The organism is Acetobacter sp. ESL1128 (assembly GCF_058505085.1).
The window spans coordinates 2231167-2256698 of the sequence record NZ_CP196369.1; the positions used below are offsets into that span (position 1 = coordinate 2231167).

Annotated in this window: 20 protein-coding genes and 1 tRNA gene; 11 read left to right on the forward strand and 10 right to left on the reverse strand. The window is 58.5% G+C overall.

The window, feature by feature from the left end; translation table 11 throughout:
* Nucleotides 1–10: 10 nt before the first annotated feature.
* Nucleotides 11–1363 (forward strand): PepSY-associated TM helix domain-containing protein, encoded by a 1353-nt coding sequence (locus ACSYTG_RS10350; protein WP_489783281.1) that lies wholly within the window; start codon nucleotides 11–13, stop codon nucleotides 1361–1363.
* A 2-nt stretch (nucleotides 1364–1365) separates the two neighbouring features.
* On the opposite strand, the gene ACSYTG_RS10355 is transcribed toward ACSYTG_RS10350, so the two are convergent.
* Together ACSYTG_RS10355 and guaA are read right to left on the reverse strand one after the other, a co-directional pair.
* On the reverse strand, nucleotides 1366–2007 hold the full coding sequence (locus ACSYTG_RS10355; RefSeq protein WP_489783280.1) for an SCO family protein: 642 nt from the start codon (nucleotides 2005–2007) through the stop codon (nucleotides 1366–1368).
* A 484-nt stretch (nucleotides 2008–2491) separates the two neighbouring features.
* Complete coding sequence (guaA, locus tag ACSYTG_RS10360) at nucleotides 2492–4090, reverse strand: glutamine-hydrolyzing GMP synthase (protein WP_086646220.1); 1599 nt, start codon at nucleotides 4088–4090, stop codon at nucleotides 2492–2494.
* Nucleotides 4091–4317: 227 nt separating this feature from the next.
* Here guaA and ACSYTG_RS10365 point away from each other — a divergent pair, with 227 nt between their 5' ends.
* Together ACSYTG_RS10365 and ACSYTG_RS10370 are read left to right on the forward strand one after the other, a co-directional pair.
* Entirely contained in the window at nucleotides 4318–4755 is a 438-nt protein-coding gene (locus ACSYTG_RS10365; RefSeq protein WP_489783279.1) for a hypothetical protein, read from the forward strand.
* Between the two features lie 71 nt (nucleotides 4756–4826).
* Nucleotides 4827–4903: transfer RNA gene (locus ACSYTG_RS10370), tRNA-Arg, on the forward strand.
* A 234-nt stretch (nucleotides 4904–5137) separates the two neighbouring features.
* Here the strand turns inward: ACSYTG_RS10370 and ACSYTG_RS10375 are convergent.
* Both ACSYTG_RS10375 and ACSYTG_RS10380 read right to left on the reverse strand, forming a co-directional pair.
* Nucleotides 5138–6322 carry a lipase family protein gene (locus ACSYTG_RS10375; protein WP_489783278.1) on the reverse strand — a complete coding sequence of 395 codons (1185 nt, stop codon included), beginning with the start codon at nucleotides 6320–6322 and terminating at the stop codon, nucleotides 5138–5140.
* A 149-nt stretch (nucleotides 6323–6471) separates the two neighbouring features.
* Entirely contained in the window at nucleotides 6472–7809 is a 1338-nt protein-coding gene (locus tag ACSYTG_RS10380; RefSeq protein WP_489783277.1) for a PQQ-dependent sugar dehydrogenase, read from the reverse strand.
* Nucleotides 7810–8030: 221 nt separating this feature from the next.
* On the opposite strand from ACSYTG_RS10380, the gene ACSYTG_RS10385 reads away from it, so the two are divergent.
* Nucleotides 8031–9626, forward strand: a complete 1596-nt coding sequence (locus tag ACSYTG_RS10385) for an L-lactate permease (protein WP_489783276.1) — start codon at nucleotides 8031–8033, stop codon at nucleotides 9624–9626.
* Nucleotides 9627–9678: 52 nt separating this feature from the next.
* On the opposite strand, the gene ACSYTG_RS10390 is transcribed toward ACSYTG_RS10385, so the two are convergent.
* Nucleotides 9679–9975 (reverse strand): putative quinol monooxygenase, encoded by a 297-nt coding sequence (locus ACSYTG_RS10390; RefSeq protein WP_415424209.1) that lies wholly within the window; start codon nucleotides 9973–9975, stop codon nucleotides 9679–9681.
* Between the two features lie 258 nt (nucleotides 9976–10233).
* On the opposite strand from ACSYTG_RS10390, the gene lgt reads away from it, so the two are divergent.
* From lgt to ACSYTG_RS10410, 4 genes are read left to right on the forward strand one after another with little or no spacing between them, the layout of a single operon-like run.
* A complete protein-coding gene (lgt, locus tag ACSYTG_RS10395; RefSeq protein ID WP_086646226.1) occupies nucleotides 10234–11082 on the forward strand; it encodes a prolipoprotein diacylglyceryl transferase in 849 nt (282 codons plus the stop codon).
* 8 nt (nucleotides 11083–11090) lie between these two features.
* Nucleotides 11091–12119 (forward strand): class I SAM-dependent methyltransferase, encoded by a 1029-nt coding sequence (locus ACSYTG_RS10400; RefSeq protein ID WP_086646227.1) that lies wholly within the window; start codon nucleotides 11091–11093, stop codon nucleotides 12117–12119.
* Nucleotides 12116–12919 carry a peptidoglycan editing factor PgeF gene (gene pgeF, locus ACSYTG_RS10405; protein ID WP_489783275.1) on the forward strand — a complete coding sequence of 268 codons (804 nt, stop codon included), beginning with the start codon at nucleotides 12116–12118 and terminating at the stop codon, nucleotides 12917–12919. Before ACSYTG_RS10400 ends, pgeF begins: the two co-directional genes overlap by 4 nt.
* On the forward strand, nucleotides 12916–13887 hold the full coding sequence (locus ACSYTG_RS10410; RefSeq protein WP_253528334.1) for a hypothetical protein: 972 nt from the start codon (nucleotides 12916–12918) through the stop codon (nucleotides 13885–13887). Before pgeF ends, ACSYTG_RS10410 begins: the two co-directional genes overlap by 4 nt.
* Before the next feature lie 68 nt (nucleotides 13888–13955).
* Here ACSYTG_RS10410 and ACSYTG_RS10415 read toward each other — a convergent pair whose 3' ends face one another.
* From ACSYTG_RS10415 to ACSYTG_RS10435, 5 genes are all read right to left on the reverse strand, one after another.
* Nucleotides 13956–15380, reverse strand: coding sequence for a lytic transglycosylase domain-containing protein (locus tag ACSYTG_RS10415; RefSeq protein ID WP_095349576.1), 1425 nt, complete (start codon nucleotides 15378–15380; stop codon nucleotides 13956–13958).
* A gap of 337 nt (nucleotides 15381–15717) precedes the next feature.
* Nucleotides 15718–16752, reverse strand: coding sequence for a transporter (locus tag ACSYTG_RS10420; protein ID WP_086646256.1), 1035 nt, complete (start codon nucleotides 16750–16752; stop codon nucleotides 15718–15720).
* Between the two features lie 186 nt (nucleotides 16753–16938).
* Nucleotides 16939–17217, reverse strand: a complete 279-nt coding sequence (locus ACSYTG_RS10425; protein ID WP_415420259.1) for a hypothetical protein — start codon at nucleotides 17215–17217, stop codon at nucleotides 16939–16941.
* Nucleotides 17218–17376: 159 nt separating this feature from the next.
* On the reverse strand, nucleotides 17377–18444 hold the full coding sequence (hisC, locus tag ACSYTG_RS10430; RefSeq protein WP_489783274.1) for a histidinol-phosphate transaminase: 1068 nt from the start codon (nucleotides 18442–18444) through the stop codon (nucleotides 17377–17379).
* Between the two features lie 116 nt (nucleotides 18445–18560).
* Complete coding sequence (locus tag ACSYTG_RS10435; protein ID WP_095349579.1) at nucleotides 18561–19133, reverse strand: ankyrin repeat domain-containing protein; 573 nt, start codon at nucleotides 19131–19133, stop codon at nucleotides 18561–18563.
* A gap of 329 nt (nucleotides 19134–19462) precedes the next feature.
* On the opposite strand from ACSYTG_RS10435, the gene tkt reads away from it, so the two are divergent.
* The 3 genes from tkt (at nucleotide 19463) to gnd (ending at nucleotide 25532) form a co-directional block, all read left to right on the forward strand.
* The gene (gene tkt / locus ACSYTG_RS10440; protein WP_489783273.1) at nucleotides 19463–21565 is read left to right on the forward strand and encodes a transketolase; all 2103 of its coding nucleotides are present in this window, start codon (nucleotides 19463–19465) and stop codon (nucleotides 21563–21565) included.
* An 87-nt stretch (nucleotides 21566–21652) separates the two neighbouring features.
* Entirely contained in the window at nucleotides 21653–24508 is a 2856-nt protein-coding gene (locus ACSYTG_RS10445) for a bifunctional transaldolase/phosoglucose isomerase (protein WP_489783272.1), read from the forward strand.
* Between the two features lie 25 nt (nucleotides 24509–24533).
* A complete protein-coding gene (gene gnd, locus ACSYTG_RS10450; RefSeq protein ID WP_489783271.1) occupies nucleotides 24534–25532 on the forward strand; it encodes a phosphogluconate dehydrogenase (NAD(+)-dependent, decarboxylating) in 999 nt (332 codons plus the stop codon).

Sequence of the window (25532 nt, forward strand, 5' to 3'; positions counted from 1 at the left end):
GGATAGTGCCATGACCATACACATTGCCACTCTCTGGCCAGACCGCCGCACGCTCTGGCGCTGGCATTTCTTCGCAGGGCTGTTCTGCCTGCCTTTTGTGGCTTTTCTCTCTCTGACCGGAGCGGTTTATCTCTTCAAACCCCAGATTGATGACTGGATTGACTGGCGATATGACCATCTGCCCACAGTTCAGTCGCCCTCTCCCAAGCGTGACGTTCAGGCTGCTTTATCAGCAGTGCCGCAGGGGACTTTCCTGGCTTATGAACTTCCGCGGACTTCGCAGAGTGCCGCACGTGTTCTGGTCAGCAGGCCCGACAGAGAAGCCGTGCGGGTCTATGTGGACAGGAACACCCACACTGTTGTGAAAACTGTTCTGGAAGAAAGCAGATTTGAGCGGCTGGTTTTCCGGCTGCATGGGCAGTTGCTGTTGGGTAATGTGGGTTCTGTCATTATGGAAATGGTCGCATCATGGACCATTGTGCTCATTGTGACAGGCCTGCTGCTCTGGTGGCCTCGCGGTCAGAATGGGCTGGCAGGCGTTGTTTATCCACGCCTTGGCATAAAGGGACGAACCCGATGGCGGGATCTCCATGCTGTCACTGGCGTATGGGCGTCAGTGTTTCTGGTGCTGTTTCTGGTATCCGGTCTACCGTGGTCTTTTGTCTGGGGGCATACCCTGCAATCGGTCGAAAACACGTTTGGTCGCCTGACCTCTGTCAAGGACTGGGAAATCGGCGCGGTTCCAGCCGCCACGGTCATTGCCGGGCACCCGGTCGGGCCATCACAGAAGCAGCCTGCAACAGGCAGCATGGATATGCCCGGTATGGACATGCCAACCGTCTCCACCTCTTTTCCTGAAGAGGACTTGGTAAGCAGTCTGGATACTGTTGTACAGACTGCGAGCACTCTCTCCCTGCCCGCTCCGGTCATTATTACGCCGTCTGGTTCTATGTGGACTGTGCGTTCCGACACGCAAAACCGACCTTTGCGAGAAAGTGTGACGGTAACACCAGATGGCCATGTGCTGGCACATACAACCTTCGCCCGGAAAGGCCTTATGGATCGCATCATTGGCTACGGCGTTGCGGCACATGAGGGCCAGCTTTTTGGGGGGATAAATCAGGTCATCAACCTGTTGGTGGCAATGGGCTTACTGGCAATGAGTAGTGCTGCAACTGTATTGTGGCTTAAACGTAAACCTGCGGGCTCCCTGGGTGCTCCACCCGCCATGCACTCTCAGCAATATGGAATTATCGGCATTGTAATGCTCGTCACTCTAGGGTTGCTTCTACCAGAGCTGGGGGCAGCATTACTTGTTCTGGCCATTGCAAACCGGATATTTGCGAAATTCCGTCCGGCCTGACATCACGATGGCGGTAAAAGCCGCCTGAGTTCGCTTGCAATCTGGTGGGCACTGGCATCCACGGGGATCATGCCGACCAGATGGTTTTGCCCATCCATGAAGTAAAGAAGCGAACTATGATCAATGAGATAGCCTGAACCATTGGGGGCCTGACGCCGTGCGGAGACATGAAAAGCCTTCACGACCGACTGAAGCTGAGCTTCCGACCCAGTCAGGCCAACAATACGAGGGGAAAACCGTTCAACGTAATCCTGTAAAACTTTAGGGGTATCCCGTTCAGGATCAACTGAAATAAACACGGGAATAATGCTTTCTCCCCGCTTACCAAGCTCATCAAGAGCGGCTGATACAGTCGCAAGTGTCAACGGGCAGATATCTACACAGTGCGTATAGCCAAAATACAGAAGCGTATAGTGGCCCTCAAAAGCCGCCTGAGTGACAATCTGCCCCTGACCATTAACCAGAGTGTAAGGCCCGCCTATTTGCGTATGCTTCTGCGACGTCAGAAATATTCGCAAGCATGCAGCGCCAGAAAACAGAAGCAAGATGATACCAAGCAGAGGAAATATTTTTTTCCACTCCTGCCATCTGGAAAGGGGCATTGGCTTGGTTAATGCAATCTTTGTGGGCTTTTTGCGATTCATCGTGCCATCATAGCAAACAGTCTGCCGAACGACAGCAAGACATCCCTTTTCAATTTCAAAGGCTGCTTTTTATTACACGCAAACATAAAGCCGAGCTTCCATTCTCGCCCCATTGCCGACATAAGCGCAGCAGACATCAGCTCTTAAAATCCACCCCAAATGCGCTTATCGTTTTTATCATTAATCAGTAGATATTTCCTGCCTGAGTAAAAATTAGACACATTAAATGGATTCATAACTCACTAATCAACGGGCTCTTGGCCAGCATCGCTCCATGCCGCTTACAAGTTTCCCAACTTGGTATCGGTTTAAATCATGGCATCAGACTCGGTCTGTGCCACGCACTATGCCGTAAAAAAATGCTGCTTGACGATACTTTTCGGTGCCAGACAATGCCCGAGCAAAAAACAAAAAAAAGCCCGCATTTCTGCGGGCTTTAAGGCACTTTCATGCCGGGTGATACCACCCTATGCCAGACGCGGGATTATTCCCACTCAATCGTGCCCGGGGGTTTGGAGGTGATGTCATATGTCACGCGGTTAATGCCGCGGACCTCGTTAACAATCCGCCCGGCCACTTTGGTCAGGAAGCTCATGTCAAAGGGGTAAACATCTGCTGTCATGCCGTCTGTGCTGGTTACGGCACGCAGGGCACAGGCCTGATCATACGTCCGGCCATCCCCCATAACGCCCACGGTGCGCACGGGCAGAAGCACGGCAAAAGCCTGCCAGATGGCATCGTACAGACCGGCCGCGCGGATTTCTTCCAGAAAAACGGTATCCACCTTGCGCAGCAGATCCAGCTTTTCACGCGTGATGTTCCCGGGAATACGAATGGCAAGCCCCGGACCGGGGAACGGATGCCGCCCGACAATAACTTCCGGAATCCCGAGCTCACGCCCCAGATCGCGCACTTCGTCCTTGAACAGTTCACGCAGCGGTTCCACCAACTGCATGTTCATGCGTTCGGGCAGGCCACCAACGTTATGATGGGACTTGATGGTAACAGACGGGCCACCCGTAAAGCTCACGCTCTCGATCACATCGGGGTAGAGTGTGCCCTGAGCAAGGAACTGCGCGCCGCCAAGTTTGGTGGCTTCTTCCTCGAACACTTCTACAAACAAACGGCCGATGGTCTTGCGCTTGATTTCCGGGTCTGTCACGCCGTCGAGCGCGCTCAGGAAGATGTCAGACGCATCCCGGTGAATAAGCTGGATGTTGAACTGGCCCCGGAAGGTTTTGATAACGTCATCCGCCTCTCCTGCACGCAGCATGCCGTGATCGACAAAAATGCAGGTAAGCTGTTCGCCAATGGCTTCGTGGATCAGCACGGCAGCAACGGAGGAATCCACACCGCCGGACAGGCCGCAGATTACCTTGCCGGTCCCTACCTGAGCGCGGATACGGGCAATTTCCATTTCGCGGAAACCCGCCATGGTCCATGACCCAGAGCAGCCTGCCACGTTATGCGTAAAGTTTTCCAGCAATGCTGCACCGTGCGGTGTATGCACAACTTCGGGGTGGAACTGCACACCGTAAAGGCGACGCCCTTCATCTGCGATCACCGCAAACGGTGCCCCCTGGCTGACCGCCACCGTACGGAACCCCGGCGGCAATGCCACCACCCGGTCACCATGGCTCATCCAGACCTGTTCACGCCCACCACGTGCCCATGCCCCACGGAACAGGGCGCAATCTTCTACAATATCAACAAAGGCGCGGCCAAACTCGCGGTGTTCCCCGCTTTCCACTTCCCCGCCCAGCTGCTTGCACATGGCCTGCTGACCATAGCAGATACCCAGAACGGGCACTGCCATCTCAAACACCACATCCGGAATTCTGGGGGCATCGGGCCCATTTACGCTGGCCGGGCCGCCGGACAGAATAATGCCACGCGGAGCAAAAGAACGTATTTTTTCAGCATCTGTCGTAAAGGGCCAGATTTCGCAATACACGCCGCTTTCACGCACACGGCGGGCAATCAGCTGCGTAACCTGACTGCCAAAATCCAGAATCAGAATACGGTCATGGTGCAAGGCTTCATCCAGCACAACAGGTGAAACGGGTTGAGCGGCATCGGACATGGGTCATGGTTCTTTCTGGTCTGCGTCAGGGTTGGCTTTCTTGTGCAGTGGCGACAAACACGCTCAAGGCCCACCACTAAGTAAGTATGACAGCGGATATAAAGCCATGCGGCGGCCTCGTCACCCTATAAAAGCCAGAATAACGAGCAAATCTGTTTTCCACCCGGGCTTGCCACAACCTGCTTATCACCCCAGATTCAGGCTGACAGCACAGGAGAGCACCGAACATGAACGCCAGACACTTGCAGTTATGCGGATACGCCGCCCTGCTGGGCATGGGGTTGGCAGCCTTTAGCCCCGCACAGGCAGCCACCTCCGCTGCCAATGACCCATATGGTGACTGGACAGGCATGCTGGTAACGGACAAAGGCCGCGACTGCCCGACCGAAGGGCTATCCTATATGCAGATCCAGCCCAAGCGCATGATCTTTGTGCCCCAGATGGGCAACCTGGTCCTGCATGGTGTCCCGGACAAGGAGCGCCAGCACTACCATGCCCAGCTTATTCTGACCGATGCCCGCAAGCAGCCCCTACCCATTGTTTTTGAGGCCCACCCGATAGACGACACGTTTGAAGGTGTTTACGGCACCCCCACCTGTCGCGCGCACATCATACTCCGCCGCCCGGAAAACCACCCGCTGGATAACTTTTTGAACCGAAATTAGAAAAAAAATCAAAAATATCATTTTTAGGGGTTGCCGAGGTCCGGATGCTCGGCTAAACACCCCCTCACGGCGCACCCGTAGCTCAACTGGATAGAGCACCAGACTACGAATCTGGGGGTTAGAGGTTCGAGTCCTCTCGGGTGCACCACACTTTCCTTAAAATAAAAAGTGCCTGAAACAGACAACAGTTTTTCTGTTCCTGTTTACACTTGAATAACGCTGCTAGTCCAAACCAGCACTGTTCTGGCTTTGTGGCCACAAGCGGGTTCCAAGGGCGTTACGCCGTGGCACGCACCTGCACCGCCTGAAATCCCCGCTCATATTCTGGATAAACCGGAACACTGCGTAATGTTCCGGTTTATGCCAGCTTTTTTACAGAACCTTACTGCGCAACGGGCGTGCATACCGCCTGAACGGACTGGCCGCTCATAACCGCTGCTGTAAAGGCCGCGGAATCCACCATGGATGCCAGAACAGCCTGAGAGTGGTCCTGCCCCTTATACAGATGTGCCTGCACAACTGTGCCCGCCTTGCAGGCATCCTTGACCAGCATAAGCTGCCCCTGGGGTGCTACGTCCCTGTCTGTCATGCCAATGCCAACGAACAATGGGACATCAAGCTTGAGCGTAGGAAACAGCATGCCTTTAAACGCCGGTGCCAAAGCCTGTGGCAGAGTTGGTTCGAACGCATTGGCCCGCGTCAGCCCTTCGGTTTTTATGCGCTCCATCAACGGACGAGCGCATATTTCCGATGCAGCATGGAATGCGGGCATGGCGCGCGGCGTAAAGGCCTGCTCGGGATTGAACGCAGGGTTAAGCCCGGCCTCGGATGCGCCAATCAGCAAGGCATAAGCAACAACCGGGTCTATGCCGCTGGCACTGTTCTGCGGCTTGGCATGCAGCACGGCCTTGATAACCTCGGGCGACATGTAGGGAATACCCGTGGCCACCACCCCACGCACATGCAATGCCGGAGCGTATGCCGGGGCATACGCCGCGGAGGCAAAAGCCGCCCCCGCCCCCTGCGACTGCCCCACAATCATGATATTGTTGCTCAGGTCAGGCAGACCGGCCAGTGCAGCCTTTACCCCATCAAGCACACTGTAGGCTTCTGTCCGGGCGTTCAGGTACGGATGTGTGCCATCACTCCCCAAGCCCTGATAATCGGTTGCGACAATAGCAAACCCACGGCGCAGCCACTCACCCAGATATGTCTGGTCCCGTGCGGAGCGGGGGTTGAGAGAGGGCGCACAACTGTTGGCAACCCCCACCGTACCGTGTGCCCATGCCACAACAGGCCAGCCACCCTGTGGGGCCGGGCCCGCAGGGTAAATAACAACCCCCGTAACCGGCACCAGCCCAACACCTGACACCCCATTGGTGGACAGATACTTAATGCTAAAAGCCGGACCACTCCCCGTAACCCCCAACGCGGGAGCTAGCGGCTGGTGCTGCGTTAATGCACCACTAACCGGCACAGGTGGGGCCGGAACCTGCGGTGCTGGCGTCTGGCATGCCGCCAGAGCAAGCAGGGAAACAGCAGCAACAAGACGTGGGACGGATTTCATGAAAGACCCCTTATACGGGGCTTATGCGCCCCACATTGCAAAAAACGGCGGAAATACAAACATTCCGCCAATTTCATGCCCGCAGAGTTTCATTATCCCGCCCCGGACGCAAGGACACAAAAAACCAAACACGCCCCGCCCTGAACTGCTCAGGGCGCTTCGGTCACGCGCCAGATGGTATTCCCCACATCATCGGCAACAAGGAGCGCGCCATTCTGGTCAATGGCCACGCCCACAGGCCGCCCATGCACATGTTCCTGATCAGGGGTGAGGAAGCCTGTCAGCACCTCCTGTGCAGCGCCGTCGGGTTTGCCCGCGTTAAAGGGAACATAAATGACCCTGTAACCACTTTTTGGCCGCCGGTTCCAAGACCCGTGCTGCCCAACCATAACACCCTGACGCATGGCTTCAGGCAACAGCCGTGCGGTATCTGTAAATGTCAGGCCGAGGGATGCGGTATGCGGGCCGAGCGCATAATCAGGCACCAGTGCGGTAGCGACCAGATCGGGGCGTGGTGAGCTCACCCGCACATCCACATGCTGGCCGTAATAACTATAGGGCCAGCCGTAAAACCCTCCCTCCTGCACCGATGTCATGTAATCCGGCACAAGGTCACTGCCAATTTCATCACGTTCATTGACTGCCACCCATAAGGCACCGGTTTTGGGCTCCCACCCCATGCCATTCGGGTTACGCAAACCTGTTGCATATGGCTCCAGCTTTCCGGTTTGCAGGTCCAGCCTGTCAATTCGTGCGCGGCCTTCTTCCACCGCCATGCCATGTTCGGCCACATTACTGTTGGAGCCGACGGTCACATATAAAAAGCGCCCGTCCGGGCTGGCCAGAATGTTTTTGGTCCAGTGGTGGTTATACCCTGCAGGCAGATCAGCCACTTTTACAGGTTCGGCCGTAATATGCGTATCCCCCGAATGGTATGGGAATTTTACAATGGCATTGGCGTTTGCCACATAAAGATCATTCCCGACCAGCGCCATGCCAAATGGGGAATAAAGATGGTCCAGCAGGACCGTTTGCAGTGTTGCTCTCCCCTGCCCTTTTTCATCACGCAGGAGCATAATCCTGTTGGGGCTGGGTTCCCCCGCGCCAACAGCCCCCATAACAAAACTGGCAATACGGTTCTTGAATGTTTGTATATCCGTTCCCGGAGAGTTGCTCTGGGCGACCAATACATCCCCATTGGGCAGGACATAGAGCCAACGCGGATGATCCAGCCCCGATGCAAAAGCCGCAACATCAAGCCCGGGGGCAGGAGTTGGGTGCTCCCCTTTGCCCCAGCCTATAGGGTTGGCAATGTTAACCGTAGGCAACAGCCTTGGCGCAGGTGCGGGCAACTCGGGGGCAGGCCCCATACCCTGCTCCACAGCCAGCCTTGCCCGCTCAGTGCGGGAATACTGAACACCCCCACCAACCACGGCAGCCAACGCAACCAGCGCACCGCCCGCCACCCATATTCTTCGTGACCCCATAACTCCGCCCTCCGTACAACGCACAACACTTAATCCATGTTAACCCGAACGCAGCATGTGGCCGCGGGTTTGCACGGCAAAAACCGCACTCGCAGGCGGCTCGCAGGAACACCGTGCATGATATAACACGAAATTTTATTGCATCTTCACACAGGAGCACGCGTTACTTCAAACGCTCTCTCCATCACGAGAGAGGTACAACGCCTTGTTTGAGAACAATCATGTTCATACAGCCTCTTGCTCCTGTGGGTCACAGCCTGCTGCTTTCCTTTATTGTTGCAGCCTGCCCCATTCTTGTTACCCTGTTTCTTATGGGGGTTTTGCGCCGCCCTGCCTGGCAATCCTCCCTTGGGGGGCTGGCCGTGGGGCTGGTTATTGCCATTGGCCTATGGGGCCTGCCCCCTGCACTGGCTGTGGCCAGCATAACCAACGGCATGGTTTTTTCGCTGCTGCCGGTCATGTGGATCGCGCTGTGCGCCCTGCTGCTGTTTAACGTTGCCGTGCATAACGGCCGGTTTGATGCCTTCAGGGGCTGGATTATCCAGCATGTCCCCAATGACCGCCGCATAATCCTGATCGTGCTTGGCTTCTGCTTCAGCGCAGCGCTGGAAGGGGTTGCCGGGTTTGGCACACCCGTTGCCATTACAAGTGCGTTGCTGATCATGCTGGGTTTTCCCGCACTGGATGCGCTAACCTATGTGCTCATCTTCAATTCAGCACCCGTGGCTTTTGGGGGCCTGGGCATTCCCGTAACCGTGCTGGGCTCCATTACCGGGCTGCCGCCAGATGTACTTGGTGCGACCATTGGCCGCCAGCTGACCCCCTTTGCCTGCCTTATTCCGTTTTATGTTATGGCGCTTTACGGTGGGTGGCGCTCCATACGGCAGACATGGCCCATTCTGCTTGTAGCCGGTGGAAGCTTTGCCCTGACCCTGCTCGTCATTTCCGGCGCGGGGCTGTACAGCCTGAGCAATGTGCTGTCTTCCAGCGTATCTCTTGTGGCCAGCATTGTGTTCCTGCGCTTCTGGCAGCCTGCGCCGGACCCGGCATATGCCATAGACCTTAGCCGGATCAACGCGGAAAAACCCGCCAACGCAGCCCCCGTGCCGCTCTGGCAGGGCTGGATTCCGTGGGTTACGGTTATTGCCGTTGTTATCGCGTGGGACGCACTGCACGTTGCCCGTATTGGCGCGCTGCCCATACACTGGCCGGGGCTGGACAATGCTGTTTTCATATCGCTGTACAAATCCGTTTATGCTGCGGTCTGGAAGTTTGAACCCCTTGGCACGGGCACGGCCATTCTGGTTTCCGCTATTCTGAGCGCCCTGCTCACCCGCACTACGTTGCGCCAGTTTGGTGCGGCCATTGTTACAACCGTGCGGCAGGCATGGCTGGCGGTTGTAACCGTAGCACTGACCATTGGTCTGGCGTTTTTGATGAACTATTCGGGCATGACCTACACGCTGGGCTATGCGGTATCTTCCACCGGCATGTTCTTCCCGCTTGTTTCGGTCTTTCTAGGCTGGGTGGCTGTCTTCCTGACCGGGAGCGACACATCGGGCAATGCGCTCTTTGGCAACCTTCAGGTGGCGGCCGCCCACCAGCTCTCGCTTGACCCGGTTCTGTTTGCCTCGGCCAATTCCTCTGGCGGGGTCATGGGCAAGATGATCTCACCCCAGAACATTACTACCGGTGTATCCGTAACCTCACTCAAAGGGCAGGAGGGGGTCGTGCTGGCGCGCACGTTCAAGCACAGCCTGTTCCTGACCTTCTGCATGGGGGTGCTGGTGGTTATCCAGCAGTTTGTCCTGCGTTAGTCACAACACCCGCGCACCCCTTTTGCCGGGGAGCGCGGGGTTTTTTTAGGCTTCAGCCGACAGGTTGCAGAATATGCACCTGCAAGGGCGCTTCCAGCTTGCCTTCCAGTGCAGCAGCCAGTTGTTTGAAGTGCGGTGTTTCCATATGGTCAGCCAGAGCCTGCCGGCTGGCCCAGCGTTCAATAAAAATCAGTGTCTGCGGGTCATCCAGATCCCGGTTGGGCACATACTGGCGGTTTGTAGCCTCCGCGCGCGACGCGGGCGCACAGGCCGCCATGGCTTTTGCAACCGCATCCTCACAGCCCACTTTGGTCTTGAGAATGGCAACGACCGTAATTTCATCGCTCATGGGTAAAAACCTTCTGTCTTCTCAAAAAGGGATAATAGCGGGCATGATAGAAAACTGACACCGCCCTGACTACCAGCTTATTGCCCTGTTTTTGCGCGTTCAAATACGCTGCCGCGCATTTGCTGGGTTGGAGGGAACAGGCACGCCCTTTATAGTCCCGCCTAAGCCCCACCCCTTGGTGGGCCGGTTCCTGCTCTGGTCCACCCAAACGCAGGCCGCACCGATCTCTGGCCCCTCACGCACCGGATTGACCTTTCCATGCTTCCTGTTCTGATGTTTCCACAGTTCGACCCGGTGCTGGTGCATTTCGGGCCATTGGCCGTTCGCTGGTATGCGCTGTCTTATATTCTGGGCATTGTGCTGGGCATCATGCTGCTCCGTAAACTGCTGGCCCTGCGCCCGCGGGCTGGCACAACCGAACTGGCGGACGACTTTTTAACATGGGTCACCATTGGCGTGCTTGTGGGAGGGCGGCTTGGTTACGTGCTGTTCTACCAGCCCAGCTATTACCTCAGCCATCCGCTTTCCATACTGGAAGTGTGGCATGGGGGCATGTCCTTCCATGGGGGCGCGCTCGGGGTCATTACCGCCATGGTGCTGTTTACCTGGCGGTATAAGCTGAACTTTCTGGCTTTTGCAGACCGCGTGACCGTGGCTGTTCCCATCGGGCTGGGGCTGGGGCGTCTGGCCAACTTCATTAACGGGGAACTCTGGGGCCGCGAAGCCCCGGCAAGCCTGCCCTGGGCCATGATTTTCCCTACCGGGGGGCCAATCCCGCGCCATCCTTCCCAGCTTTATGAATCCCTGACCGAAGGGCTTTTGCTGTTTTTAATCCTGTTTACCGCATCCCGCCGCCTGTCGGTACGGGAACATCCCGGTTTTCTGGCTGGCATGTTTCTGGCAGGATATGGCTGTGCACGATCCTTTTGCGAGTTCTTTCGCGAGCCGGATTCCTTTCTCGGCTACCTGCCCGGCGGCATTACCATGGGGCAGCTGCTCTGCCTGCCCATGCTGGTCGCAGGCATTGGCCTGATGCTGTACGCCCGCCGCCAGCCCATTTACGTCGGCCTGCCCGACCCGCAAGATCAACCCGCTGAAAAAAACTGAACGGACCTATGGCACCACACATCTACCACGCAGAGCGACTTGACCACTTTATGGCACGGGTAAACGCCCAGTATTACGCCGAGACACCGTTCCTGTCGGACTTTATTACCGCGCCAGAAATTTCTCAGGTTTTTGGCGAACTGCTGGGTGCGTGGGCCATTACGGTGTGGCAGGGCATGGGCAGCCCCGCCAAGATCATTCTGGCCGAAGCAGGCCCGGGGCGGGGCACACTCATGGCCGATGCCCTGCGTGTCATCACCCGTCAGGCCCCTGCCATGGCGCAGGCGCTCAGTGTGCATCTGGTCGAAACATCCCCCCGGCTGCGGCAGGTGCAGGCAGAAATACTGCAGCCTTACACGCAGCCCGTGTGGCACAAACACGTCGAGGACATACCCGCCAGCCCCATGATCCTGCTGGCCAACGAGTTTCTGGACGCCCTGCCCGTGCGGCAGTTCATCCAGACCAGCACGGGCTGGCATGAGCATTATGTGGCCAACAAGACGCTGGAGCTGATCGCCTGCCCCCCGCCTACCCTGCCGGACAGCCGTGTGCTCGAACCCAATACGGTTGTGGAAGTCTGCGAACAGGCCCAGCATATTGTGCGTGGCCTTGCCCACAGGTTTACCCATTCCCCCGGTGTGGCGCTGTTTATTGACTATGGGCACAACACAAGCTCCACCGGGGATTCGCTTCAGGCGCTGCGCCATGCCCGCCCGACCCATCCGCTTCAGGCGGAGGAAGGTGAGGCAGACCTGACCACCCATGTCGATTTTACAGCCCTGCTTGCCGTAGCCCGCAAAGGCGAGGCCGCCACTTACGGGACCGAAGATCAGGGTGATTTTTTGCAGCATCTGGGCATTATGGAACGCACCGAGCAACTGGCACGCAACGCCGCACCACAGGATGCAGCCATGCTGCGTTCGGCTGCAAACCGGCTGGTCGCACCAGATAAAATGGGGCATCTGTTCAAGGTCATGGCGCTGGCCAGCCCCTCCCTGCCTACGCCTCCCGGCTTTACGAAAGGTCCGGTTGCATGAGCGGCTCCTCCACCGCCCCCACTGGTCTGGCCCCCCTGACCAGCCCCCTGCTGGGGCAAGCCCGGCATGGCTTTTTTACGCGTGAAGGCGGTGTATCCAGCGGCCCGTATGCCAGCCTGAACTGCTCCACCCGATCAGGGGACAGCGCAGAAAATCTGGCACGCAACCGCCAGCTTGTTGCCAGCCATATGGGTGTGCAGGCAGACTGCCTGCTGGGTGTAACACAGGTGCATGGCCCAGTTGTTGTGACGGCTACCAGCCCGTGGCCTGCGGGCACCGGCGCTGAGGCAGATGCACTGGTAACCAGCAACCCCGCACTGGCCATAGGGGTGATTACGGCAGACTGTGCCCCGGTCCTGTTCAGCACTGCGCAGGGCACCGTTGTTGGCGCGGCTCATGCAGGCTGGCGCGGTGCATTAAGTGGTGTGCTGGAAGCAACAATAGAGGCCATGCTCCCCCTTGGTGCCGTGCGGGAAGATATACGCGCCGTAGTTGGCCCCTGCATTGCGCAGGAAAGCTATGAAACAGCCGAGGACATGCACACCGCCATTACAAGTGCTGACAAACAGGCTGCCCGTTTTTTTGCCCCCGGCAAACAGGCAGGTCATTACCAGTTTGACCTGGCCGGATGGTGTGTTTTTCGCCTGCAACGTGCAGGGCTCAAACATGTAGCCGCTCTGGGCGTGGATACACTGAGTGACGAGACACGTTTTTTCAGCCACCGGCGGCGCACGCTGGCGGGGGGCGGCCCCATTGGACACCAGATTTCTGTTATCGCCACGGGAACCCGTAACGGATGAAACGCCGCCAGCAGCCTTTACGCCTAGCTTTTTCCTGTTCTGCCCTGCTTTTGCTGGGCGGTTGCCTTGATGTGCCACACCCGTTTGCACATTCAGGCAAAAACGGGCCGGGACTGGCTGCCAATGCGCCCCCTGCACGGCTGGATGTACCCACCCCACCCAATGCCCTGCTCTCCGACGCCAATGCCAGCCTGTGGGCCAAGGATGTCGCACAGGCGCTCCTCCAGCAGACCATTCCAGCCATTGCCCAGCCCACACGCAAGGGAGATTGGTGGCTGAACATGCGGGCCGAACTGCGCAACGGGCAGGTTGTGCCCATTTATACGGTCATGACCCCCAAAAACACGGTTCGCGCCACGCAGGAGGGCCAGCCGGTTCCAGTGGAGCAATGGTCTGCGGGGGATGGGCCATTCTTCACGCTGGTTGCGCAGGATGCGGCAAGCCGCATTGCCGCGGTCCTGACGGGTATTCAGGCTGATGATATGGACAAGGACCCGCACAGCCTTAAGCACCGGGCCGCGCGGGTGTATTTTACAGGCGTTACCGGCGCTCCGGGCGATGGCAACACATCACTGGCGCAAGCCTTTGCCGCCTCGTTCCGGGATAGTGAAGATACAATCCAGAACTCGGCCAAAAATGCCGACTTTATTGTAAGCACCACCGTAAAGCTCACGCCCGGCCCGGCTGGCACTACGGGGCACCCTCAGGAACATATCGAAATTGTCTGGCATGTTGTGGATGCAAACGGCAAGGAAGCCGGGGCCGCCACGCAACTACATGACATAGACGCCCATTCGCTCGACCAGTATTGGGGGGATGTAGCCGTAGCCGCAGCACAGGAAGCCGCCGCCGCCACAAAACAGATTATTGACCGTTATTCCGGCCGGGATAATGCCCCTCTTGCGGCCCCCGGCACATCCAAACCCGCCCCGGCAGCGCCTGCCACCACACCCGCTCCGGCGGGCTGAGCGGGGCAAGATAACCCCGGCAGGCATAGTGCCTCGGCCCATACAGGCCAGAGGCCAGAAGCATCTGCCTAGAGGTGTGATTCAGGCGAGATCACAACGCACCCGCTCAGTTTGCGGCAGGCGCCCACTGCATCGGTATGCGACAGGTTGGTGAGACGCGCACGATACAGCCGTCCCTTTTTTGCCTGCACCACAGCAATTTGCACCCGCGCGCCAGAGAGGGATGTGTTCTGGTGCTGTGCTCGCCCCGATGCCTGCTGCGCCAGAGCAGCGGAGCCAAACGCGCCAACCTGAATAGCCCAGTTTCTGGCATCCACACCGCGTACCTTCCTGCTCAGTAAGGGAGCGGGTTCCGCATGCGCCATGGGGATCAGGCGTAAACTGCCCCCTTTGCGCCCATCCGCCACGCTTAGCCGGGCCGGTTCGGGATCAGACACACCCGATTCGGTCAGGGGCGCGGGAATATATGCGGGTTCATCTGTTTCCGCCTCCCCCGCCTGAGCAACCTGCACGGGTGTCTCTGGGGTAGTCTGCGCGGTTGCTCCCAGCCGTTTGGCCCATATAGCCCGTACATCCGACGGGCTTTCCGTCAGCCCATCCACTCTTGTTTTACGTGAAACAGGATGCCAGTCCTGCCCATAGGTGGCCGCGGGAGCACTGGCGGTATCTGCCGTATCATCCCCAATGGCGTCCGCCACTTGCACGGGCTGCATGCTCCCCTGCTGCCGGGCCGACCATGCAGCCTGTACAGCACTTATGCCGCCAGCATTCCGGCCAGCGCCATTACCAACCGCCCTTTGTGTAAAGGAATCATGGCTGGCCACCTGCATATCGGCCTGAGAGCGATTGAGGGGTGAAATACCCACAATGCGCCGCCCGATGGAGGCCACGTAATTCCGTGTCTCCCGCGGGAGGGTCCGGTTACGGGTGATAAAATCTTCCAGACGTCCAGGGCCCGCATTATATGCGGCCAGAAAGCCGGGGGAGCCATAAACATCGTATAACTGCCGCAAATATGCAGTCCCCGCCATGATGTTATCATGCGGTTCGTAAGCATCCCCACCCAGATTATACGCGGCGCGCATTTCATCATAGGTTGGGGGCATAAGCTGCATCAGGCCCATGGCGCCGGGGCCGGATGTCACAAGCTGGCCGTCATGGAACAGCTTGCCGCCGGATTCCTGCTGGATAACGGCGCGCACCCATTCCTCAGGCACATCAAAGCGTTTGGAAGCTTCACGGATATAAGGACCCCACGGGTCTTCCGCCGGGCCGGGAGGCGCATAGTAGGACCGGGCATGAGCACGGTAGAACTCGGCTTCCTGCGCTATGGGAACATCCGTATCGCTTCCACCCGGCTGGCCAGCGCAGGCCGCCAGCACGGCCAGCAGCCCCAGAGCAAGCACACCCCTGATACCACGCCCAAACCTGATGGGGGCATTACGGGCGGCACAACAGTCTTGCATCCTGGAAAAGGGCTGTCTGCCTGTCATGCTGTTTTATCCATCCTTGCCGTGGCACAGGAAAACCGGCCGGTTCCATGCTCACTCCCGCATGCCCGGACCAGAAAATACGCCCATGTGTTTATACGGGCCATACCCCACATGCAAGAAAACGCTCCACCCGCGTTCAAGCGTTTTGTGGCAGAACCGGCTTTACTATGCGCAAACAACACGGACATGGCTATTTTTACCCATGGGCTGGCCAGAACATGCCAAAATCCCCAGCCGGAGACTGTGTTCTTCAACTTGGCTTATTTTATGGCACGCACACCCGTACGTAACAATTCTGATACGTGTGGTTTGCCCTGCCACATGCCACCAGCAGCTTTTACAAAAAGCGGATAAACTTGAGCAAAAACCATGTTCCCATCATGATCAGAAAACACAGTCCACCCGCATCCACCGTGCCCCAGCGGCCATCGGTCAGGAACATGCCGCCCGTATTCATGCCAAAAAAGCCGGTGACCAGCGTTGCGGGGAGCATAAGAATGGTGCCCACGGTCAAAATATACAGCCGACGGTTGGTTTCTTCCGCCTGATTGGATGTCAGCTCGTCCTGCAAGGAACGGGCCCGATCCTGAAGGGCCAGAAGGTCATCGAGTGCGGCATGAACCTGCCGGTGCGAGCGGTCCTTCAGGTCGTCCTCGGCCCATTCGGGCAGTTCCAGTTCTTCATCACGGAAAATACGGTCCACGGGGGCCAGTACCCGCCGCAGTTCCGTGGAACGGCGGCGCACCATACCCAGCAGGCCGCTCATACGGCCCAGATCCGTATCCCGGTCGAGCATCAGCAGCACATCTTCCGCCCGGTCAAGCTGGTCATCCAGCCGGGCAAAGTCACGCCGCAATGTATCTGCAAATTCCAGCAGGGCGCGGTCCACCACCTTGGCGGGGGAGCGGGGCACCAGCCCACGCTTGAGTTCGTGGAACACAACACCAAGGGCGGGAATAGGGTGGCGGCGGGTGGTGAGCAGCAGATCCGGCTCAAGGGCAAAACGCCACGTGCTGACGTTGCGATCATCATCGGTGGAGGTATCGTCAAACGCGGGGAGTGCGCCGAACACAATATCCCCCTCGTTTTCCAGCCGGGTACTACGTTCCAGGTTGGTCAGAACCTGCCGCACTTCTTCCGGCAGGGAGGGAATGGTCTCGATCTGATGGCGGGACATGGTGTGAACAATATCAAAATGAAACCACGCCCAGCCTTCACCCTCGGCAAATTCGGGGGGGAAGTTCCCCGTTGTCAGGCGGTGGACCACCACATCGCGTTCAAGCTCCTGCGGCTCCTGACCGGGGCGGCAGTAAATGGCCCAGACCAGACCATCACGCAGCAGGGTTCCCCCTTCAGAAAGCAGATCGGTCAGTTGAGACAAGGTGGTTCCAGCCAATTCCGATCTCCCTGCTCTGCTAATCTGTTATGGGGGGGTTTTCCAATGCACCGCAAACCATCTGATTCTGCGGTAATAAAGACGTCAAGCAAACGCTATAACACGCACAAGCCACACAAAAAGGGGAGAGGTCAACCACCTCTCCCCTTTCTGGCTCATTATTTAAAGAGACCGTATTGTTGGCCGCCGTGGTGCGTTCCCCCGCTCCTGCCGGGGGCGGGCATTACCGCTGGGCCGGTTGTTGGATTTGAGAACAGGAGCCGCCGTAAGCTCGGCCTCAAGCTGGGCAATGCGTTTGCGCACACTCTCCTTGAGTGCAGGAGATGTGTGGGACTTCATGGCAGCCAGCGTTTCCTTCAGGTCACGCAGCTGCTTCTGTTTTTCCGGCAGGGAGCGCCGGATTGGCTGGTTATCAGACATCTGGCCGCGAAAAGCGCGCATGAACAGACCCTCCATCAAATCAAGACCGTGCGGCGGGGTCGCGGCACGGTTTATGTCTTAAAAATTTAATACCTGACCGCCTTGCCAAACCCACCGCGCACACTGCGCGGCACAGGCCCGGGCAAGCCTGTAACGGCTGGGCGAATGACCAGACAGTTTTTACGAATTGCGAAGAACACTGTCGCGCAACACATCAAGCAAGGCCTGACACTGCTCTTGCGTTCCCACCGTAACGCGCAACCACGCCATTGTGCGTTCACCCTTGAGGTGGCGGACAAGAATGGCCCGGGCTCTCAACTGCGCCGCGAGTTCTCCTGCATCACGGTCGGGATGCCGAGTGTAAACAAAGTTTGCCATGGACGGCAAGACTTCAAAACCAAGTCCACGCAGTCCTTCGCTCAGCATCGTACGGCTGTCCATAACCCGCTGCACGCTTTTGGCAAACCAGTCTTCATCCTCAACAGAGGCCAGAGCCCCCGCCTGTGCCAGACGGTCCAGCGGGTACGAGTTAAAGCTGTCCTTGACCCGCACCAGTGCCTCAATCAGATCAGGCTGCCCAAAGGCAAAACCCACCCGTGCCCCTGCCAGCGCGCGGGATTTGGAAAAAGTCTGCACAACCAGCAGGTTAGGATAATCGCGGACCAGTTCCACCGCACTCTGTGCGCCAAAATCCACATAGGCTTCATCGACCAGCACCACCCGCTCGGGGTGCATGTCCAGCAGCTTGCGTATGGCATCCAGCCCCAGAGCAATACCTGTTGGCGCATTGGGGTTGGCAATGACCACGCCACTGCATGGGCCGGTGTAATCCTCCACCGCAATGCCCATATCCGCACGCAATGGCACCATGCGGTAAGGCAGTTTGTACAGCCCACAGTAAACCTTGTAAAAACTGTAGCTGACATCGGGGAAGAGCAGCGGATCCCCGTGTGCAAACAGAGCCTGAAAAGCGTGGGCCAGCACCTCGTCCGAGCCATTACCAACAAACACATGGTCCGCACCCAGCCCCACACGCTGGCCCAGCGCCGTGCGCAGTGCCAAGGCTTCCGGGTCGGGGTAAAGGCGCAGGGTGTCATTGGTGGCGGCCTTTACGGCCTCCAGCGCACGGGGGGATGGGCCATAGGGCGATTCATTGGTGTTCAGCTTGATCAGATTGGCAATTTTTGGCTGCTCACCCGGCACGTAAGGCGTAAGGGTGTGAACAAGAGGGCTCCAGAAACGGCTCATTCCGATCATTCCATGCACATAAGTTGAACGGCCTGCGCTGGCAGGCCGTTGCTCAAAAAAGCTCAGTCAAAAAATCAGGCGCGGCACAGCTTTGCAGCAGTACCTCTGCATCAGGCTCAGGCGGAAACGCCTACCGCTTTTTTCAGGTCCTGCAACAATGCGCCATTGCCCTGCCGCTGGGCCAGGTCCAGGGCATTCAGGCCCTCCCCATCACGCAGCAGCACATTGGCCCGCGCCCCAAGCAGCACACGGGCAACATCGTCCCGCCCGAACATGACCGCAAACATCAGCGGGGTGCGGCCTACGGCATTGGCGGCATCTACTTCGGCACCGGCGGCAAGCAGCATGCTCACCAAGGCAACATCCCCTTTAAACGCCACACCCGAAAGAGCGGTGGAGCCTTTTTCATCCTTCAGGTTCGGGTCCGCGCCACGGTCCAGCAGCACGCGCACGGCGTCCGTGTGCCCGTTATAGGCCGCCAGAATAAGGGGGGTATACCCTTTTTCCATCCTGAGATTCGGGTCCATGCCAGCTTCAAGGAAGCGGGCCAGCAGGTCCGCATCCCCTTCTCTGGCTGCGTTAATGAACAGGGCTTCCACCTGCTCACGCGTAAAAGCCTGCCCGCCTTCTCCGGCTGCCGGATTGGCGGGGGCCTGCTCGGACTGTGTCCGTGTAGACTCTTCTGTCATGGCTGACCTCCGGAAAAAACGGTTTATCCTGATCAAGGCAACGTCCTGCCCTGCGCGATTGTTCCATTTTGTCACATTGCCTACCCACCGCAAAGCAACTTGTTGGCATATGGCGGGCGGGGAACATGGCAGAACAACAACTCTTTTGATATAATGGGTTGAACTGGATAACTCCGCAAGGGTTCCGCTCCCGGCAAGCTCGTCTCTTGCCGAAAAATGCAGAACCGTGGAATTGTGCAAAAACGTCTTTTAATGGGGCCTCGTGCGCAGGCCCCAACCCTATATTTGCGGGCTTTGGCACTAAAGCCCAGCTGGAGGACAGGCCCGCTATGCGCGTTTCTTTTTCTACCCCCCTGCGTGCACCTGCCGGGGCAGAAGCCGGTAGAGTGAACAGCCCCGATACGCTGTGCATCAACACCATCCGCACTCTGGTGATGGATGCCGTGCAGAACGCCAATTCCGGGCACCCCGGGGCCGCCATGTCCATGGCCCCCATTGCCTACACCCTGTGGCAGAACACCCTGAATTACGACCCCACTGCCCCGCTCTGGCCCAACCGTGACCGTTTTGTGCTGTCCATCGGCCATGCCTCCATGCTGCTTTACGCGCTTATTCATGTTGCAGGCATCCGGCAGGTTACCAACGGCAAGGTTACGGACGAACCCTCCCTGAGCGTGGAAGACCTCCGCCAGTTCCGCCAGTTTGGTTCCAAAACTCCCGGCCACCCCGAATACGGCCACACAACGGGGGTGGAAACCACAACAGGGCCGCTGGGTGCAGGCTGTGGCAATTCCGTAGGCATGGCCATTGCCGAAAAATGGCTGGCCGCGCGTTACAACCTGCCCGGCTTTACGCTGTTCGACCACCACGTGTACACCCTGTGCGGGGATGGGGACATGATGGAAGGCGTATCCAGCGAGGCTGCCTCCCTTGCCGCACACCTGGAACTGGGCAACCTGACATGGATCTATGATTCCAACCGGATTTCCATCGAAGGTTCGACCGATGTCGCGTTCACCGAAAACGTAGCCGAACGCTTTGCCGCCTATGGCTGGCAGGTGCTTGAGCTCAAGGACGCCAACGACACAGCCGCTTTTGCAGAACTTCTGGCCCAGTCCCGCGCCCAGACCAGCAAACCAACCCTGATTATTGCGCACTCGGTTATTGCGTGGGGTGCCCCGCACAAGGCTGGCAAGGCTTCCGCCCATGGTGAGCCGCTGGGTGCGGAAGAAGTGCGCGAAACCAAAAAGTTCCTCAACTGGCCCGAAGACAGCAGCTTTGCCGTGCCCGATGCCGTTCTGCCGCACATGCGCGCAGGGCTTGGCGCGCGCGGGCTGGCCGCACGCACGGCATGGGAAAAACTGTTCGCGGACTACCGCACCGCCCACCCGGAAAAAGCGGGCGAACTGGATGCCATTTTCAGCGGCACCCTGCCCGAAGGCTGGGATGCGGATATTCCGCTTTACCCAGCAGATGCCAAGGGCACTGCCTCGCGCGCCAGCTCGGGCGAAGTGCTGAACGCCGTTGCAGGCCGCCTGCCATGGCTGCTGGGCGGTTCGGCCGATCTGGCCCCCTCCACCAAAACGCTGCTCAAGGGGCAGGAGAGTTTTCAGCCTGCCAAATGGGGTGGCAGCTATGCTGGCCGCAACTTCCATTTTGGTGTGCGTGAACATGCCATGGGCGCCATTGTAAATGGCATGGCCCTGTATGGCCTGCGCCCATATGGTGCAGGGTTCCTGATCTTTTCGGATTACATGAAGGCCCCTATCCGCCTGTCCGCCCTTATGGGGCTGCCAGTGACCTATATTTTCACCCACGATTCCATTGGCGTGGGCGAGGACGGGCCAACTCACCAGCCAATTGAGCAACTGGTGCAACTGCGTGCAACCCCCGGCCTGACCACCCTGCGCCCGGCAGATGCCAACGAGGTTGCCGAGGCTTGGCGCTACCTTATTGCCAACCGTTCCGGCCCTGCGGCACTGGCCCTGAGCCGCCAGAACCTGCCGACACTGGACCGCACACGCTATGCCCCGGCCTCTGGTCTGGCAAAAGGTGCTTACGTGCTGGCCAGCAGCGAACAGACCCCCCGGGTGATCCTGATCGCAACCGGCAGCGAACTTTCGCTGGCAGTCGAAGCGTATGAAACCCTGAGTGCCCAAGGCGTGCCTGCCCGCGTGGTTTCCATGCCAAGCTGGGAACTGTTTGAAGCGCAGCCACAATCTTACCGCGAAAGCGTTCTACCTTCCGCCGTTACGGGGCGCGTGGTGGTAGAAGCGGGCTCCCCCATTGGGTGGGACCGTTACGCTGGCCCCACCGGCACCATTATTGCCATGAACGGCTTTGGCGCGTCTGGCCCGGCCAGCCAGCTGCTCAAGCACTTCGGCTTTACGGTGGATGCTGTTGTAGACGCCGCCCGCAAACAGGCAGGCTGAACCAGACAGCCCCTCTGGCGTAACGGTTACAGGACTAAAGCCCGGCTACTGCCAAACAGCAGCCGGGCAGGATAAGGATATGCACGTATGACCGCCTCTGTGCCAACAGGCAGCAACCCATTACAGGCCCTGGCCACGGTCCATCAGTCCCCCTGGCTGGACTTTATCCGCCGTTCCTTTGTGGAAGACGGCTCGCTGGCCAAACTGGTGCACAGTGGCGACATACGCGGCGTAACCTCCAACCCGGCCATCTTCCAGAAAGCCATGGGAGAAGGCACGGAATATGACCCGCAGATACGCGATATTCTGGCACATGAAACACTCTCCCCCGGCGCTCTGTACGAGCGGCTTGCTGTAGCCGACATTCAGGCCGCAGCCCATGTTCTGGCCCCTGTTTACGAGCAGACCAAAGGCCGCGACGGGTTTGTAAGCCTTGAAGTGTCCCCCTATCTGGCGCGGGACGAGGCCGGGACTGCGCATGAGGCAAAACGACTGTGGGCAGATGTAAACGCCCCGAACCTGATGATCAAAATCCCTGCAACACCGCAGAGCATTCCGGCCATCCGCCAGAGCATTGCCGCAGGGATTAACGTTAACGTCACGCTCATTTTCTCACTCGCAGCCTATGCGGATGTGGTGGAAGCATGGCTGAGCGGGCTGGAAGACCTCAAGGCCCGCGGGGGGGATCTGTCCCGCGTGGCCTCTGTGGCCTCGTTCTTTGTCAGCCGGATTGATGGCAAGATTGACGCCGCCATAGACCAGCGGACCAAAGCAGCGGACAAGGACGCAGAGCACCTTAAAAGCCTGCGCGGCAAGGTTGCCATTGCCAACGCCAAAATGGCCTATGCCTACTGGCAGAACATCATGCAGACCCCGCGCTGGAAAGCACTGGAAGAAGCCGGGGCACAGACCCAGCGCCTGCTATGGGCTTCCACCGGCACCAAGGACAAAACCTATAGCGATGTGCTGTACGTGGACACGCTGATCGGCCCGCAGACAGTCAACACCCTGCCCCCTGCCACCATGGATGCCTTCCGCGACCACGGTACGGTCAGCGAAAGCCTGACACAGGGCGTGGCCGAAGCCCGCAAGGTGATGGAAGAGGCCGAACGCCTTGGCCTTGACCTGGATGGCGTAACCACCACGCTGCTCAATGAAGGTGTGAGCGCGTTTGAAGATGCGTTTGACGCTCTCCTTGGTTCCGTTGCTGCCAAACAGATCGCCCTGATGGGCAACAAGCTGACCACGTCCAGAACCAACCTGCCAGCCGACCTGCAAACGGCGCTGGATACGGGGCTGGAAGCATGGCGCAAGGATGGCACCATCCGCCGACTGTGGCGCAAGGATGCCTCCGTCTGGACCGGCAATTCCGAATCCGACTGGCTGAACTGGCTGGATGTTGTGGACGAACGGCTGGCCCATGTGGATGAGCTGGAAGCGTTTCAGGCCGAGGTCAAGGCGCGCGGCTTCAAGCAGGTGCTGCTGATGGGCATGGGCGGCTCCAGCATGGGGCCGGAAGTGCTGGCCATGACCTTTGGCAAGCACGAAGGCTTTGGCCACCTGTATGTGCTGGACAGCACGGACCCGCAGCAGGTTGCGGCCTTTGAGCGCAAAATAGACCCCGAGCACACGCTGTTTATTGTTGCCTCCAAATCCGGCAGCACGCTTGAGCCCAATATTATGCTGTCCTATTTTCAGGATCTGGCCAAGCGCGCCCTCAAGGATAAAGCAGGCGCGCATTTTGTAGCCATTACAGACCCCGGCTCCAAGCTGGAGGCACTGGCCCGGCAGGAAGGGTTCTGGAAGGTTTTTGCAGGCGACCCCAAAATTGGCGGGCGCTATTCCATTCTCTCCAACTTCGGGCTTGTGCCAGCGGCTGCCGCCGGTGTGCCCATCCGCCTGTTTTTGGAAGATGCCCTGCGTGGCGTACGCCTGTGCGATGCCAGCGTGCCACCCGCGCTCAACCCCGGTGTGCAGCTTGGCACACTTATGGGCGTTGCCGCTCAGGCACTGGGCCGTGACAAGCTGAGCATTATTGCCACACCCCAGATTGCAAGCTTTGGGGCATGGCTGGAGCAGCTGGTGGCGGAATCCACCGGCAAGCACGGCAAGGGCATTATTCCGGTTGATAACGAAACTCTGGGTGGTCCCAGCCGCTATGGCCACGACCGGCTGTTTGTTTACCTGCGTCTGGCCCCCGAACACCGGCATGAGCAGGATGAGGCCATTGCAACCCTGATCGAAGCCGGGCAGCCGGTGCTGACCATCACCTTGCACAACAAGCGCCAGATTGCGCAGGAGTTCTTCCGCTGGGAGGTGGCAACCGCTGTTGCCGGGGCTTTTCTGGGCATAGACCCGTTTGACCAGCCCGATGTGGAATCCACAAAAATCGAAACGCGCAAGCTGACCGCAGCTTACGAACAGACCGGCACACTGCCTGCACAGGCTCCGTTTGCCGAATTTGGGCCTCTAGCCTTTTATACGGACCCCACCAACGCCGCTGCCGTAAAGGCCGAGAGCGCCTGTGGTGTTCTCAAGGCCCATTTTGACCGCGTAAAACCGGGTGACTACGTGGCCCTGCTCGCCTTTATCGAGCGTAACCGCGAAACGGCAGAATGGCTCCAGCACATCCGCCTGCATGTGCGTGATGCCAAAACCATTGCCACCTCAACAGGTTTTGGGCCGCGCTTCCTCCACTCCACAGGGCAGGCTTATAAAGGTGGCCCCAATACGGGGGTGTTCCTCCAGATTACGGCAGACAATGCGCGTGACCTGCCCGTACCCGGCACCAGCTACACGTTTGGCGTGGTCAAGGCCGCACAGGCCCGTGGTGATTTTGACGTGCTGAGCGAGCGCAAACGCCGCGCCCTGCGCGTGCATATCCGTGGCAATCTCAAGGAAGGGCTTGCAGCACTGGCCTCCGCCCTGCATGACGCCCTGTAATAAAGACTGAAAGCGGAGAGAGATCATGCAGATAGGCATTGTTGGGCTGGGCAGGATGGGGGGCAACATTGCCGTCCGCCTGACACGCTTTGGGCACGACGTTGTTGTGTACGACCGGGACGCCGCAGCGGTGGAAAAAACCGTGGCACGGGCAGAATCCGGCCGCGCAGCAGGGGCAAGCAGTCTGGCCGATGTTGTTGCGCAGCTACGTGGCCCCAGAAAAATTGTGTGGTCCATGCTCCCCGCTGGCGACATTACGGAAGAAACCGTTATGTCCCTTGCCGGGCTGATGGGCCGGGGCGACATCGTTATTGATGGTGGCAACACCTACTACAAGGACGATATCCGCCGCGCCAAGGTGCTGGCCGAAAAAGGGATTGATTACCTTGATATTGGCACATCCGGCGGCGTGTGGGGGCTGGATCGGGGCTACTGCATGATGTACGGCGGCGCCAAAGAAGCCGCTGACCATATTGACCCCATTCTGGCAGCACTTGCTCCGGGCATGGGGGACATCCCCCGCACCCCCGAGCGTGACCGCGAAGGGCTGGACCCGCGGGCCGAGCAGGGGTACCTGTATTGTGGTCCGGCGGGGTCGGGTCATTTTGTCAAAATGGTCCATAACGGCATTGAATACGGCATGATGCAGGCCTTTGCCGAAGGCTTTGACGTTATGTACCGCAAGGACTCCCCGCTTCTGGCCGAGGACGAACGGTTCTCGCTTAACATGGCTGATATTGCCGAAGTGTGGCGCCGGGGTAGCGTGGTGTCCTCCTGGCTGCTGGACCTGACGGCACAGGCCCTTGCCAATAACGGCGAGCTTTCCAAATTCAGTGGGGAAGTCAGCGATTCGGGCGAAGGCCGCTGGACCATTGAAGCCGCGATTGAAGAAGCCGTGCCCGTGCCGGTCATGACGGCCGCACTGTTTACGCGCTTTCGTTCACGCAGTGACAATACATTTGCAGAAAAAATCCTGTCCGCCATGCGCTTCGGCTTTGGCGGCCACGTAGAAAGCAAAGGCTAA

Bases quoted from the DNA above. Each gene is read 5' to 3' on its own strand.
- ACSYTG_RS10350 (WP_489783281.1), top strand. From the start codon at position 11: ATGACCATACACATTGCCACTCTCTGGCCAGACCGCCGCACGCTCTGG.
- ACSYTG_RS10355 (WP_489783280.1), bottom strand. From the start codon at position 2,007: ATGAATCGCAAAAAGCCCACAAAGATTGCATTAACCAAGCCAATGCCC.
- guaA (WP_086646220.1), bottom strand. From the start codon at position 4,090: ATGTCCGATGCCGCTCAACCCGTTTCACCTGTTGTGCTGGATGAAGCC.
- ACSYTG_RS10365 (WP_489783279.1), top strand. From the start codon at position 4,318: ATGAACGCCAGACACTTGCAGTTATGCGGATACGCCGCCCTGCTGGGC.
- ACSYTG_RS10375 (WP_489783278.1), bottom strand. From the start codon at position 6,322: ATGAAATCCGTCCCACGTCTTGTTGCTGCTGTTTCCCTGCTTGCTCTG.
- ACSYTG_RS10380 (WP_489783277.1), bottom strand. From the start codon at position 7,809: ATGGGGTCACGAAGAATATGGGTGGCGGGCGGTGCGCTGGTTGCGTTG.
- ACSYTG_RS10385 (WP_489783276.1), top strand. From the start codon at position 8,031: ATGTTCATACAGCCTCTTGCTCCTGTGGGTCACAGCCTGCTGCTTTCC.
- ACSYTG_RS10390 (WP_415424209.1), bottom strand. From the start codon at position 9,975: ATGAGCGATGAAATTACGGTCGTTGCCATTCTCAAGACCAAAGTGGGC.
- lgt (WP_086646226.1), top strand. From the start codon at position 10,234: ATGCTTCCTGTTCTGATGTTTCCACAGTTCGACCCGGTGCTGGTGCAT.
- ACSYTG_RS10400 (WP_086646227.1), top strand. From the start codon at position 11,091: ATGGCACCACACATCTACCACGCAGAGCGACTTGACCACTTTATGGCA.
- pgeF (WP_489783275.1), top strand. From the start codon at position 12,116: ATGAGCGGCTCCTCCACCGCCCCCACTGGTCTGGCCCCCCTGACCAGC.
- ACSYTG_RS10410 (WP_253528334.1), top strand. From the start codon at position 12,916: ATGAAACGCCGCCAGCAGCCTTTACGCCTAGCTTTTTCCTGTTCTGCC.
- ACSYTG_RS10415 (WP_095349576.1), bottom strand. From the start codon at position 15,380: ATGACAGGCAGACAGCCCTTTTCCAGGATGCAAGACTGTTGTGCCGCC.
- ACSYTG_RS10425 (WP_415420259.1), bottom strand. From the start codon at position 17,217: ATGCGCGCTTTTCGCGGCCAGATGTCTGATAACCAGCCAATCCGGCGC.
- hisC (WP_489783274.1), bottom strand. From the start codon at position 18,444: ATGAGCCGTTTCTGGAGCCCTCTTGTTCACACCCTTACGCCTTACGTG.
- ACSYTG_RS10435 (WP_095349579.1), bottom strand. From the start codon at position 19,133: ATGACAGAAGAGTCTACACGGACACAGTCCGAGCAGGCCCCCGCCAAT.
- tkt (WP_489783273.1), top strand. From the start codon at position 19,463: ATGCGCGTTTCTTTTTCTACCCCCCTGCGTGCACCTGCCGGGGCAGAA.
- ACSYTG_RS10445 (WP_489783272.1), top strand. From the start codon at position 21,653: ATGACCGCCTCTGTGCCAACAGGCAGCAACCCATTACAGGCCCTGGCC.
- gnd (WP_489783271.1), top strand. From the start codon at position 24,534: ATGCAGATAGGCATTGTTGGGCTGGGCAGGATGGGGGGCAACATTGCC.